The organism is Rhodoferax sp. GW821-FHT07G04, assembly GCF_059418585.1.
On record NZ_JBWKQD010000001.1, the window covers coordinates 818,307 to 830,677 of the forward strand.

Here is a 12,371-nt window from a genome sequence, read left to right on the forward strand (position 1 = left end):
AGCGTCCAACCCGCTATTTTAGAATGCTGGCTGTTTGGCTGCCCGGCAGCCCTTTTCCACCCCCACGCCCCCACCCCCTTCACCATGTACAAACTCGTTCTCGTTCGCCACGGCGAATCCACCTGGAACCTCGAAAACCGCTTCACTGGCTGGACCGACGTGGACCTGACCCCCACTGGCACGGAGCAGGCCAAAAATGCAGGGCGCCTGTTGAAGGCGGAGGGTTACGAGTTTGATGTGGCCTACACCAGCGTGCTCAAGCGTGCCACCCGCACGCTATGGCATTGCCTGGACGAGATGGACCGCACCTGGTTGCCCGTGGTGCATTCCTGGCGCCTGAACGAGCGCCACTACGGTGCGCTCCAGGGCCTGAACAAGACCGATATGGCCAAGCAGTATGGCGACGCCCAGGTGCTGCAGTGGCGCCGCAGCTACGACACTCCCCCGCCCGCGCTGGAAGCTACGGACCCCCGCAGCGAACGTGGCGACCTGCGCTACGCCAAGCTGGAACCCAGCCAGGTGCCGCTGACCGAGTGCCTGAAGGACACAGTCGCACGGGTGATGCCTTTCTGGAATGAGTCCATGGCGCCGGCCATCCAAAGCGGCAAGCGCATCCTCGTGGCCGCGCACGGCAATTCGATCCGGGCCCTGGTCAAGTATCTGGACAACATCGGCGACGATGACATCGTGGGTGTCAACATCCCCAATGGCATTCCCCTGGTGTACGAGTTGGACGCCAGCCTCAAGCCCATTCGCCACTACTACCTGGGCGATGCGGAGGCTGCCGCCAAGGCTGCGGCAGCCGTGGCATCCCAAGGCAAGGCCTAAAGAAATACGGCAATCGCGGGATTCCTCCCGCTTTTGCCCCGCTTTCAATACACCGGGAACAAGGAACTCGCTACCAGCCACCTCGTCCAAGGTGTATATTGAAGCGGCACTGGAATATTTATGGGTCAAAAACTGAAAATCGCGGGCTGGATTGGCTTGGGCGTTGTGGCCGGAGCACTGACCACCGTGTCGCTGCAAACCGTTGCGCGCGGCACCTTGGCGCCGCTACCGCTGGAAGAACTGCAACAACTGGCCGCCGCCTTTGGCATCGTCAAGAGCGACTATGTGGAACCGGTGGATGAGAAGAAGCTGATTGCCGAAGCCATTGCCGGCATGGTGTCCAGCCTGGACCCGCACTCCCAGTACTTTGACAAAAAGACCCTCAAGGAATTCAAGGAAAGCACGTCGGGTAAGTTTGTCGGCGTCGGCATCGAGATCACCCAGGAAGACGGGCTGGTCAAAGTGGTGTCTCCCATCGAAGGCTCCCCCGCATTCCGTGCCGGTATCAAGACCAATGACCTGATCACCCGCGTGGACGACACAGCCGTCAAAGGGCTGAGCCTGAACGAGGCTGTCAAGCGCATGCGTGGCGAGCCCAATACCAAAGTCGTCTTGACCATCTTCCGCAAAGAAGAAAACCGCACCTTCCCCGTCAACATCGTCCGCGAAGAAATCAAGCAGCAGTCGGTGCGTGGCAAGGTTGTCGAGCCCGGCTATGGTTGGGTCCGGGTCAGCCAGTTCCAAGAACAAACGGTGGATGATTTCGCCAAGAAGCTGGACGAAATCTACAAGCAGGAGCCCCACCTGAAGGGCCTGGTGCTGGACTTGCGCAGTGACCCCGGTGGCTTGCTGAATGCGGCCATCGCCGTGTCGGCCACCTTCTTACCGGAGAACGCCACCGTGGTCTCTACCAATGGTCAGACGGCGGACAGCAAACAAATTCTGAAGGCCACCGTGCGCGACTACCTGGGACGCGACGGCAGCGACCCACTGAAGAAACTGCCTGCCGGCCTGAAAAAGGTCCCGCTGGTAGTCTTGGTCAATGAGGGCTCGGCCTCTGCCAGCGAAATCGTGGCCGGCGCTTTGCAAGACCACAAGCGCGCCACGCTGATGGGCAGCCAGACCTTTGGCAAGGGCTCCGTCCAGACCTTCCGCCCACTTGGCCCGGACACAGGCCTCAAGATCACCACTTCGCGCTACTACACACCCAGTGGCAAGTCCATACAGGCCAAGGGCATCGTGCCCGACGTCATGGTCGATGACACCGAAGAGGGCAGCCCTTACGCAGCCTTGCGTACCCGCGAGGCCGATTTGGGCAAGCACCTGGCCAGTGGCCAAGGTGAAGAAGTCAAAGACGCCAACCGAGAGAAGGCCCGCGACGAAGCCTTGAAACGGCTGGAAGAAGAATCCCGCAAACCGGCCTTCGAGCGCCGTCCACCCGAATTTGGCTCTGACAAAGACTTCCAGTTGGCGCAGGCATTGAACCAACTGAAGGGCCGGCCGGTCATGGTCAGCAAGACCCAGGTGGAGCGCAAGGAAGAAGAGTCCAAGGACAACTAAAGCCATGGCCGTGAACCATCGCCATGGATGACTCGCAACTGCTGCGCTACTCGCGCCACCTCCTGCTCAATGAGATCGGCGTCGAAGGCCAAGAGCGCATCATGCAGGGTCGCGCGCTGGTCATCGGCGTGGGGGGCCTGGGGTCGCCGGTGGCGCTGTACCTGGCTACCGCCGGCGTGGGCCATCTGACCCTGGTCGACCATGACACCGTAGACCTGACCAATCTGCAACGCCAGATTGCCCATACCCAGGCACGGGTGGGCCAGCCCAAGGTCGAATCGGCGCGCGAGGCCTTGCTGGCCATCAACCCTGGGTTGCATATCACCACGCTGGTCGAGCGCGCCGATGCGGCACGACTGGATGCCTTGGTGGCGGACGCCGACGTCGTGCTGGACTGCAGCGACAACTTCGCCACACGCCAGGCCCTGAATGCGGCCTGCGTGCGCCACAAGGTGCCCCTGGTATCGGGTGCGGCAATCCGGTTTGACGGCCAACTGGCGGTCTACAACGCGCGCGACCCGCTGTCCCCATGCTACGCCTGCGTGTTCCCACCCGATGCCGACTTTGAGGAAACCCGCTGCGCGACCATGGGCGTGTTTGCGCCGCTGGTTGGCATCATCGGCAGCATGCAGGCGGCTGAAGCTCTGAAGCTGCTCAGTGGCGCCGGCGATCCCGCGCAGGGCCGACTGCTGATGCTGGATGGTCGCACCATGCGCTGGGACGACATCCGACTGCCGCGCAACCCGGACTGCCCAGTGTGTGGCAGGGCCCACTGAAAGCCCATCCCCGCCGGCAAATCGGTAGCACCAAAAATGCCCGGTAAAGCCGCGGCAAATGTCAGGCTGGACTGTCGCAATGTGTGACACCATGCCAGTAGTTCCTGTTATGCTTTATCGGCACAACCGAATCCCTGCAGTGGCCACCCAGACTTCTTCCTCACCCATCGAATTGCAGCAGTTGCAATTGGATGATGCGCGTGCGCTGTTGGACCATGGCATGCTGGTGGAGCTGCCCTCCCCGCAGGATTCGCCATTGGAATACTTGCAAGGTGTCATCGACGGGCTGTGTGAGCTGTCGCTGAAGGATCCGTTGACGGGACTGGCCAACCGCCGGCATTTCCGCTCCGTACAAGAGCGCACCATCGATGGCGTGGCACGCTCGGGCGACCCGGCGCTGCTGTTGATGCTGGACATCGACCATTTCAAGAAAGTCAACGACACCCACGGCCACCAGGCCGGCGACCAGGTCCTGCAGGCCGTGGCGCGCTGCGTGGCCAGTTGCGTGCGCCCTATGGACACGGTAGCCCGCTACGGCGGTGAAGAATTTGCCGTGGTGCTGCCCAATTGCCATACCTCCTTCGGGGCCACCGTGGCAGAGCGCATACGCGCCACCATCGAGGCCCTGGTCATCACCATTTCGCCAACGCTCACACTCCAGATAACCGTCAGCATCGGTGGTGCCTATGCGCCCGAGTGGGTGCGCTCGACTGCCGCGCTGTGGACGGAGCGGGCCGATGTCCAGCTCTACCGGGCCAAGAAAGAAGGCCGCAACCGCGTGTGCTTGGACCACCAACAAGAAATTTATGTCAGTGCAGAAGAAAAGAATCTGCTGTTCGGCCATCTCGCGTTGGGGGACCCGGCTTGGATTGAAAGTGTTTCTGGCGACGCGCCGCTTGGCCCGGCCAACGGTGCTATGCAGAGGGTGAATTGATGGCCGACGTACTAACCCCCACCACCCCCAGCGAGGCCCCTGTGCCCCTTCCGTTCAAACCGCTCGGCAAAGTCATTGCTGTGACCAGCGGCAAGGGCGGTGTGGGCAAGACCTTTGTGTCCGCCAATCTGGCATCAGCCCTGGCCAAATTGGGCCTGCGCGTGTTGGTGCTGGACGCCGACCTGGGCCTGGCCAACCTGGACGTGGTGCTCAATCTCTACCCCAAAATCACGCTGCACGACGTGTTCACCGGCAAGGCCAAACTCGAAGACGCTATCGTCCGCGCACCAGGTGGTTTCTCGGTGCTGTTGGCCGGCTCGGGCATGGTGGAATACTCCCGCCTCACGCCCGAAGTGCGCGACGATTTCTTGCGCATCATGGGCGGTCTGATACCCCACTACGATGTGGTCTTGCTCGACACCGGCGCCGGCATTTCCGATGTGGTCTTGTTTGCCGTGTCACTGGCATCTGAAGTCATCGTAGTCGCGACGCCAGAGCCCACCTCGCTGACCGACGCCTATGCCACGGTCAAGGTGCTGGTGGGACAGCAAAAACGCCAGACCATCCGCATGGTTATCAACCAGACCGCCCGCCTGGGCGATGGTCGCGCCATCACCGTGCAATTGCAGCAGGTCTTGGACCGGTTTGTGCCGACCGAGCCCGGCCGACCGATCAAGCTGGTGCATATGGGTGACATTCCGGCCGATCCCGCGGTGCGCCAGGCCATCATGCGGCGCCAATTGCTGATGCAGGCCACCCCCAGCTGCCCGGCAGCCATGGCGATTTCCCAACTGGCGCTCAAGCTCGAAGAGAGCGTGATCTCCCGCAACAAATAGAGCCTCCGGCGGCGGGACAATGCGCCCAGCAAAATCTCAGGCGCTCAGAATCCAGCCTTCCAATGGGTCCAGGTTGGCCGGTAGTCCGTACCGCGTATCACCCTGGGCATGCCGCTGGCTGCCCCAGGCGGCCTGCACCAGGCACAGCACGGCATCCAGGGCATCGCCCTTGGCGTCTTGCACCAGGGCGTCGTGCTGGGCATGGCTGAGTTTGAGCCGCAGGGCCAGACGGGTTTGCCCGGCTTCTAACGCGGTGAGCAAATCCTTGCGGGCGATCAGGCGATCGGCGGTTTGTTTGGACTTGTCGTCGCTCTTGTAGCTGCGGTTGCCCAGGATTTCGCGCGCCAATAGTCCGGGGTAGGCTTCCAGCGCAATACGCACATCCAACGAAGCATCCACAGGCATCAAACCCAGCATCGCGACACCTGCCGCCAGCAGCCGCGGCACCCCCGCATGGAGCATGTAGGCGACCGGCGGATTCACCCATTTCATCGAAGGACTGGAGCCGGCCGGCTTGTCACAAGCCCGGTGCGCGAACTTGCCGCCCACGGGGCGCGCATCGCAAAAGGCGGCGAAGGCTGCACGGATCTCTGCCCTGCTGAGCCCGGCGTAGTGCTGCATGCAGGCCTGCCATTCCAGGGGCCAGTCCAAAGCCTGGACCAACTCGCGCGGCAACCCAAAGGGCAAATCGAACCCGCCCACCCAGGGACCAGGTTGCTGCAGGAACTGCTCAAAGGCCTGGAGCGAGCTGGCAAATTCCAGGCGCTCCAACACCACCGCATGCCCGCGCAAACTCCCCCAGGCCAGCACAATGGGTTTGCTGCGCGTGGGTGCGCTGGAAAAGTCACAACCCAGCAGTTGCATGCCGCCCTGCCTTGTCTAGCCCAATGCCAGCGCCATAACGCCGGCACCAATGCAGGCGGCACCCAGAAGGCGCGCCATGCGGTCTCCCTCGCCCAGCAACTGCCCGCCAATCAGCGCCGCAAACAGCATGGACACCTCACGCGCAGGCGCCACATGGCTCATGGGTGCGACCTGCATGGCATACAAAACCAACACGTAGGAGATGGGGCTGATGACGCCAACCACCGTGGCATATTTCCACTGCGTCCGCCACAAGCTGCGTGCCTCGTCGGGGTTGCGGAACAACGGCGGCAGCAAAAAGGCCAGACGCACGAAATTGCCAAAGTAGTCGACAAGGATGGGCGACATGAACAGCATCTTGACGGCATAGCCATCGACCACGGTATAGCTGGCGATGAAGACCCCCGTCAACACTCCATACAACATGCCTTTGCGCACCCGCACACGGTGCTCCACGCTGTGGGTGTTGCGAAACAGGCCGGGGCCGCCAGCGATCAGGAACACGCCGACCACCACGGCCACAATGCCACCCAGGCCGATAGCCGATATGTGCTCACCCAAAAACAGAATCGCCACCATGGACGACAGCAAGGGGCCCGATCCCCGCGCCAGTGGGTAGACCACGGTCAGATCAGCCTTGCGGTACCCCCGCAACAGGATGATGAAGTAAATGGTGTGCAAGATGCCGCTGGCTGCCACCAGGCTCCATTCAACCGTGCCCCAGAATGGCACCTGCTGCCAGCCCAGCCACAGGCCCACCGGGGCCCAGAACACCATCATGACCAGGGAGCTGAAGCAGGAAAACCGCACGTCACCGCCCGCCTTTTTGGCGGCGATGTTCCAGCAAGCATGGATCAGGCCGGCCAGTACGACCAGCGCCAGCGCACTAAGGGGCATGCCTTACGGGATCAGGCCCGGCCGATGATGGACGCAGTGGCCATCAATTCTTCGAGCAAGGCCAGCGACACCTTGCCGGACACCGAATAGGGATCCAACTCGGGCTTCTCGGCGTACTTCAGCAGGATATTGGTGTTGATCTTGGACATGTTGACCTGTCCCATGGTCCAGCCACCAAACCGGCGTTCGGAAATCTCTTCGTAGTGCAACAACACCACGTCCTTGTGGCGTGCATCGCGCTGGATGTGGCCATACAGGTCGCTGACCGCCATGCGGCCACCTTCGATGGCCTGCAAAAAGATGCCGCCACCGTAGCACAGGATGCCCGTAATGCCACAGGTGGGGTTGTAGTGGCGGGATTTGGTCAGAATGGTTTCTATCGCCTCGGCGCTGGGATCGACCGCGCGGCTGGCGTACAACAAACGTACCAACATATCAAGCCTCCCGCAGGGCCGCCCCAAGGGTGGCCGCGCCCCCATGGGGGGCAGTGATTACACGAAGTGAAGAATGTGGGGGCTTCATCCTAGCCCCTTTGTGGAATCAAGGACAGAAACTCGCGGCGCAAATTGGGGTCTTTGAGGAACACGCCCCGCATCACCGAATTGATCATCTTGCTGTCCATGTCCTTGACGCCCCGCCAGGCCATGCAGTAGTGGCTAGCCTCCATGACGATGGCCAGCCCATCGGGCTGGGTTTTTTCCTGGATCAGATCGGCCAGTTGCACGACCGCTTCTTCCTGGATCTGGGGCCGACCCATGATCCACTCGGCCAGGCGCGCGTACTTAGACAGGCCGATGACATTGGTGTGTTCATTGGGCATCACGCCGATCCAGATCTTGCCGATGACGGGGCAAAAATGGTGGCTGCAGGCGCTGCGCACAGTGATGGGGCCAACGATCATCAGCTCGTTGAGGTGGCCCACATTGGGAAATTCGGTGATGGTAGGGCAAGTGGCGTAGCGGCCGCGGAAGACCTCGTTGAGGTACATCTTGGCCACACGGCGGGCCGTGTTGTCGGTGTTGTGGTCGTTGGCGGTGTCTATGACCAGGCTGTCCAGCACACCTTGCATCTTGACTTCAACCTCGTCCAGCAACTTTTCCAGCTCGGCAGGGGACACAAATTCTGCGATGTTGTCGTTGGCATGGAAGCGTTTGCGGGCGGCCACCAGGCGCTCCCGGATCTTGACGGAAACGGGCGTGCCCTCATCGGTGTCGGATGGGTTCATGGGAGTCGGGGATTTCATTAGCATTGCCAGAATACTACCAGCCTTTGGCAAGTAAGGTTTTTGGGCGCTAGCCCTCGTGCGAATTACCTGAGTAGCTATAAATTTAGTAGCGCCGTCCTGCCAGGAACAGCAGCAGCCGCATGACGCCAAAGGCCAGGCGGTCCAGCAGGCGCTGGTGCCAAGGGCGCTGGGCATAGGTCTGGGCATCCAATTGCACGCCGTGGGAGTCCATGGCCGCCACCAGGCAGGCGCGCAAGGACCGGGCAAAGGGAACATCGTCCACCACCACATTGGCCTCACGGGCCAACAGCAAACTCAAGGGGTCCAGGTTGGACGAGCCCACGGTGGCCCAGCGGCCGTCCACTACCGCCACCTTGGCATGCAGAAAGCCGGCAGAGTACTCATGGATCTCCACGCCGGCGGCCAGCAGCAGGCCCAGTACCGACCGGGCTCCGTGGTACTGCATGAAATATTCGTAACGGCCCTGCAGCAAGAGGCGCACACGCACGCCCCGCTTGGCGGCCAGTATCAGCGCACGGCGCAGTTTGCCGCCGGGCACGAAGTAGGCGTTGGCAATCACAATCTCGCTGCGAGCTCCGGCAATCGCCCTGCGGTAGGCCCGCTCAATGCGATTGCGGTTGCGCAGGTTGTCGCGCAGCACCAAAGCGGCCTGGATGCCGGGCGGCCCCTCTTGCGTGAAGGTGCCGGCCGATGGAGCCGCACCTGGGGCTGGAGCGGGCCGCCGAGAGTCTTTCCAACTGTGGCGCGCACCTTTGAACTCCATGTGCTTGAGCTGCTGCGTGATCTGCAGGCGGCTCCACAATTGGGCCATGGCGCGGTAGGCATCGGCCACCAAAGGACCTTGCACCTGCATCGCGAAGTCAAAGCGCGGAGACTCCAGCGCACCGTAGTTGGGGTCTACGTAATCGTCCAGGATGTTGATGCCGCCGCAAAACGCTGTGTGCCCATCCACGACGCATAGCTTGCGGTGCAAGCGCCTCCAGACCACGGGCACCAGAAACCCCCAGCGCCCCAACGGTGAAAAACGGTGCCAGTGCACCGAGGCATCCGACAGGCGTTGCGCCCAGGGCAGCGGCAGCTCGGGTGTACCCACACCGTCCATCAGCAGGTATACCCGCACCCCGCGCCGGGCAGCGCGTTCCAGCGCCGTGGCGACCTGTTCACCGGCCACATCGAAGTAGAAGATATAGGTTTCCAGCCGCACCTCTTGCGTGCTTGCGTCTATGGCCTGAATCAGGGCGGGGAAGAACTCTGTGCCACCTTGCAGCAAGCGAAGCTGGTGGCCTTCGCGGAGCGGCGGTGCGATCACGTTGCGCGCGCCGACCAATCGAAATCGGCGATCAGTGGCAAGTGGTCGGACATGCGTCCCCAAATCCGTCCCCGCGGCACGTGCAAGCCCGTGGGCACCAGCTCTCTGGCATACACGTGGTCGAGCTGCACCACCGGCAGGCGCGATGGGAAAGTTGCCACCCGGTGCTGGCTCTGGCTGAAGGCCTGCAGCCCCACGGCCGCCAGGGGACGTTGTACGGTGCTACCCCAGTCGTTGAAATCTCCGGCCACGACCACCGCGGCCGCCGGTGGTATCTCCCGTTCAATGTACTGCTGCAACTGCGCCAGCTGGCGTACACGGCTGGCCTTGATCAACCCCAGATGCACCACGACCACATGCAGCGCATGGCCGTCCATGTCCACCTCGGCATGCAACAGCCCCCTTTGCTCAAAGCGGTGGTCCGACATGTCTTCGTGCTGGTGGGCAACGACCGGCCAACGCGACAAGATGGCATTGCCGTGCTCGCCGTGGCGGGTGTAGGCATTGGTACGGTAGATGGCCGTATAACCCTGCGGGGCCAGAAACTCGGCCTGCGGCAGGTCTGGCCAGTGGGGGAAATACTCGGCCTCACGCCGGTGCAGCTTGCGCACCTCTTGCAGACACACAATATCGGCATCCAACTGTTCGACCGCATGGCCCAGGTTGTGGATCTCCAGTCGGCGCACCGGGCCAATGCCCTGCACGCCTTTATGGATGTTGTAGGTGGCCACACGCACGGCGGTCATGCTGCATGCTCCTGACCCTGCAACAACTGCGCTGCAAACCGAGGTAGCTGCAAAATGGCCTCGGCGTTCGACGGAGAAAAGCACCGCTCTGCCGCCTCCTGGTGTGGTAGCCATTGGTAGGCTGTGTGCTCACGCGGACTCAGGCGCACGGCACAGGGCAGTGGCACGCACAGGCCAAACAGGCGCTCCGTATTGCGCGTGACACCCGGCGCATAGCGGTGCTGCCATTGGGGGTAGATATCGTAGATATTCTCCAATTGCCAATCGACCAAGCTGATGCTGCCCCCTGTTTGCGGCGTGCAAACGATGCCTGTCTCCTCAAAGACCTCGCGTTCGGCCGTATGCCGCCAGTCTTCGTCCAGGCTGTCTTTGGTACCGGTTACGGATTGCCAATACTCGGCGCCCAAGCCATCGCCGTCCGTGCGGCGCAGCACCAAGACATCCAGGGCCGGCGTGTAGATCACTACCAGCACGGATTGCGGGATTTTGTAGGGCTTGGGCATAAAAAAGGGCGCTACCAGAGCGCCCTTTCATTGTGCACCACAAGCCGTACATCACACAGCTTTGGTGGCCTCCACATTGCGCAGGCGGATGTGTAATTCGCGCAGCTGCTTCTCGTCCACTGGGCTCGGGGCTTGCGTCAACAGGCACTGGGCACGCTGGGTCTTGGGGAAGGCAATCACGTCGCGAATGGACTCGGCGCCGGTCATCAGCGTGACGATACGGTCCAGGCCAAAGGCCAGGCCGCCGTGCGGTGGCGCGCCGTACTGCAGCGCGTCCAGCAGGAAGCCGAACTTGAGCTGGGCTTCTTCGGGCGTGATCTTCAGTGCGTCAAACACCTTTTGCTGCACATCAGCGCGGTGGATACGGACGGAGCCGCCGCCCATTTCCCAGCCGTTCAGGACCATGTCGTAGCCCTTGGAGATGCACTTCTCCGGCGCAGTGACCATCCAGTCCTCGTGGCCATCCTTCGGAGCGGTGAACGGGTGGTGGGTGGCGGTATAGCGCTGGGCTTCCTCGTCGTATTCGAACATCGGGAAGTCGACGACCCACATCGGGCGCCAAGCCTTCTCAAACATGCCGTTCTTCTTGCCGAAGTCGCTATGGCCAATCTTGATGCGCAGCGCGCCAATGGCGTCGTTGACGATCTTGGCCTTGTCGGCGCCGAAGAAGATCAGGTCGCCGTTTTGCGCGCCGGAACGCTCCAACACAGCATTCAGGGCCTTGTCGTGGATGTTCTTGACGATGGGCGACTGCAAACCGTCACGCCCCTTGGAGAGGTCATTGACGCGGATATAAGCCAAGCCCTTGGCGCCATAGATCTTGACGAATTCGGTGTAGGCGTCGATCTCGCCGCGGCTGATACCACCGCCTTCGACCGAGCCACCGGGCACGCGCAGCGCGACCACGCGACCATTCTTCATCGTGGCGGCGCCCGAGAAGACCTTAAAGTCCACATCGGCCATGACATCGGTCACTTCGGTGAATTCCAGGTTCACGCGCAGATCGGGCTTGTCTGAGCCATAGCGGTGCATGGCTTCCTGGTAGGTCATGACCGGGAACTCGCCCAGGTCGACATTGATGGTGTTCTTGAACACCGTCTTGATCATGCCTTGGAAGATGTCGCGGATTTCCTCTTCACCCAAGAACGAGGTTTCGATATCGATCTGCGTAAATTCGGGCTGGCGGTCAGCGCGCAGGTCTTCATCGCGGAAGCATTTGGTGATCTGGTAGTAGCGATCGAACCCCGCCACCATCAGCAGTTGCTTGAACAGCTGGGGCGACTGGGGCAGCGCAAAGAACTGGCCATCGTGCACACGGCTGGGCACCAGGTAGTCGCGCGCGCCTTCGGGCGTGGACTTGGTCAACATCGGTGTTTCGATGTCCACAAAACCATTGGCATCCAGGAACTTGCGCACTTCCATCGATACGCGGTAACGCAGCATCAGGTTGTTCTGCATGTAGGGGCGGCGCAAATCCAGCACGCGGTGGGTCAGGCGTGTGGTCTCGGACAGGTTGTCTTCGTCCAGCTGGAATGGAGGCGTCACCGACGCGTTGAGCACGGTCAGTTCGTGGCACAGCACCTCGATCTTGCCGCTCTTCAGGCCTTCATTGGTCGTGCCCTCGGGACGTGCACGCACCAGACCCTTGATCTGCACGCAGTATTCGTTGCGAATGCCTTCGGCCACCTTGAACATGTCCGCACGGTCGGGGTCACACACCACCTGCACATAGCCTTCGCGGTCACGCACGTCGATGAAGATCACGCCACCATGGTCACGGCGACGGTTGACCCAGCCGCACAGGGAAACGGTTTCGCCCATCTGGGCTTCGGTCACCAGACCGCAATAGTGAGAACGCATGGCCATAACTAA

General features: G+C 61.7%; 13 protein-coding genes. 5 read left to right on the forward strand and 8 right to left on the reverse strand.

The window, feature by feature from the left end; genetic code table 11:
* Positions 1 to 84 precede the first annotated feature (84 nt).
* The 5 genes from gpmA (at position 85) to AC07OO_RS03755 (ending at position 4,934) form a co-directional block, all read left to right on the forward strand.
* Positions 85 to 828, forward strand: a complete 744-nt coding sequence (gene gpmA, locus AC07OO_RS03735) for a 2,3-diphosphoglycerate-dependent phosphoglycerate mutase (RefSeq protein ID WP_495080709.1) — start codon at positions 85 to 87, stop codon at positions 826 to 828.
* Between the two features lie 120 nt (positions 829 to 948).
* Positions 949 to 2,388, forward strand: a complete 1,440-nt coding sequence (locus AC07OO_RS03740; RefSeq protein WP_495080710.1) for a S41 family peptidase — start codon at positions 949 to 951, stop codon at positions 2,386 to 2,388.
* Between the two features lie 23 nt (positions 2,389 to 2,411).
* Positions 2,412 to 3,164, forward strand: coding sequence for a HesA/MoeB/ThiF family protein (locus tag AC07OO_RS03745; RefSeq protein WP_495080711.1), 753 nt, complete (start codon positions 2,412 to 2,414; stop codon positions 3,162 to 3,164).
* 109 nt (positions 3,165 to 3,273) lie between these two features.
* Complete coding sequence (locus tag AC07OO_RS03750; RefSeq protein ID WP_495080712.1) at positions 3,274 to 4,098, forward strand: GGDEF domain-containing protein; 825 nt, start codon at positions 3,274 to 3,276, stop codon at positions 4,096 to 4,098.
* The gene (locus tag AC07OO_RS03755) at positions 4,098 to 4,934 is read left to right on the forward strand and encodes a MinD/ParA family protein (protein ID WP_495080713.1); all 837 of its coding nucleotides are present in this window, start codon (positions 4,098 to 4,100) and stop codon (positions 4,932 to 4,934) included. The genes AC07OO_RS03750 and AC07OO_RS03755 overlap by 1 nt, the downstream gene beginning before the upstream one ends.
* A gap of 36 nt (positions 4,935 to 4,970) precedes the next feature.
* Here AC07OO_RS03755 and AC07OO_RS03760 read toward each other — a convergent pair whose 3' ends face one another.
* From AC07OO_RS03760 to aspS, 8 genes are all read right to left on the reverse strand, one after another.
* A complete protein-coding gene (locus AC07OO_RS03760) occupies positions 4,971 to 5,798 on the reverse strand; it encodes a DUF429 domain-containing protein (protein WP_495080714.1) in 828 nt (275 codons plus the stop codon).
* Between the two features lie 15 nt (positions 5,799 to 5,813).
* The gene (locus AC07OO_RS03765; protein WP_495080715.1) at positions 5,814 to 6,695 is read right to left on the reverse strand and encodes an EamA family transporter; all 882 of its coding nucleotides are present in this window, start codon (positions 6,693 to 6,695) and stop codon (positions 5,814 to 5,816) included.
* An 11-nt stretch (positions 6,696 to 6,706) separates the two neighbouring features.
* On the reverse strand, positions 6,707 to 7,129 hold the full coding sequence (locus AC07OO_RS03770; protein WP_495080716.1) for a BLUF domain-containing protein: 423 nt from the start codon (positions 7,127 to 7,129) through the stop codon (positions 6,707 to 6,709).
* Between the two features lie 89 nt (positions 7,130 to 7,218).
* Entirely contained in the window at positions 7,219 to 7,944 is a 726-nt protein-coding gene (folE, locus tag AC07OO_RS03775; protein WP_495080717.1) for a GTP cyclohydrolase I, read from the reverse strand.
* Between the two features lie 79 nt (positions 7,945 to 8,023).
* The gene (gene clsB / locus AC07OO_RS03780) at positions 8,024 to 9,250 is read right to left on the reverse strand and encodes a cardiolipin synthase ClsB (RefSeq protein ID WP_495080718.1); all 1,227 of its coding nucleotides are present in this window, start codon (positions 9,248 to 9,250) and stop codon (positions 8,024 to 8,026) included.
* Positions 9,247 to 9,996, reverse strand: coding sequence for an endonuclease/exonuclease/phosphatase family protein (locus AC07OO_RS03785; protein ID WP_495080719.1), 750 nt, complete (start codon positions 9,994 to 9,996; stop codon positions 9,247 to 9,249). Before AC07OO_RS03785 ends, clsB begins: the two co-directional genes overlap by 4 nt.
* Positions 9,993 to 10,499: a dihydroneopterin triphosphate diphosphatase gene (gene nudB / locus AC07OO_RS03790; RefSeq protein ID WP_495080720.1), complete on the reverse strand. Its 507-nt coding sequence runs from the start codon at positions 10,497 to 10,499 to the stop codon at positions 9,993 to 9,995. The genes AC07OO_RS03785 and nudB overlap by 4 nt, the downstream gene beginning before the upstream one ends.
* A 51-nt stretch (positions 10,500 to 10,550) precedes the next feature.
* Positions 10,551 to 12,365, reverse strand: coding sequence for an aspartate--tRNA ligase (aspS, locus tag AC07OO_RS03795; RefSeq protein ID WP_495080721.1), 1,815 nt, complete (start codon positions 12,363 to 12,365; stop codon positions 10,551 to 10,553).
* Positions 12,366 to 12,371: the final 6 nt, after the last annotated feature.

Coding starts and splice junctions, on each gene's coding strand:
- gpmA (WP_495080709.1), top strand. CDS start 85: ATGTACAAACTCGTTCTCGTTCGCCACGGCGAATCCACCTGGAACCTC.
- AC07OO_RS03740 (WP_495080710.1), top strand. CDS start 949: ATGGGTCAAAAACTGAAAATCGCGGGCTGGATTGGCTTGGGCGTTGTG.
- AC07OO_RS03745 (WP_495080711.1), top strand. CDS start 2,412: ATGGATGACTCGCAACTGCTGCGCTACTCGCGCCACCTCCTGCTCAAT.
- AC07OO_RS03750 (WP_495080712.1), top strand. CDS start 3,274: ATGCTTTATCGGCACAACCGAATCCCTGCAGTGGCCACCCAGACTTCT.
- AC07OO_RS03755 (WP_495080713.1), top strand. CDS start 4,098: ATGGCCGACGTACTAACCCCCACCACCCCCAGCGAGGCCCCTGTGCCC.
- AC07OO_RS03760 (WP_495080714.1), bottom strand. CDS start 5,798: ATGCAACTGCTGGGTTGTGACTTTTCCAGCGCACCCACGCGCAGCAAA.
- AC07OO_RS03765 (WP_495080715.1), bottom strand. CDS start 6,695: ATGCCCCTTAGTGCGCTGGCGCTGGTCGTACTGGCCGGCCTGATCCAT.
- AC07OO_RS03770 (WP_495080716.1), bottom strand. CDS start 7,129: ATGTTGGTACGTTTGTTGTACGCCAGCCGCGCGGTCGATCCCAGCGCC.
- folE (WP_495080717.1), bottom strand. CDS start 7,944: ATGCTAATGAAATCCCCGACTCCCATGAACCCATCCGACACCGATGAG.
- AC07OO_RS03785 (WP_495080719.1), bottom strand. CDS start 9,996: ATGACCGCCGTGCGTGTGGCCACCTACAACATCCATAAAGGCGTGCAG.
- nudB (WP_495080720.1), bottom strand. CDS start 10,499: ATGCCCAAGCCCTACAAAATCCCGCAATCCGTGCTGGTAGTGATCTAC.
- aspS (WP_495080721.1), bottom strand. CDS start 12,365: ATGGCCATGCGTTCTCACTATTGCGGTCTGGTGACCGAAGCCCAGATG.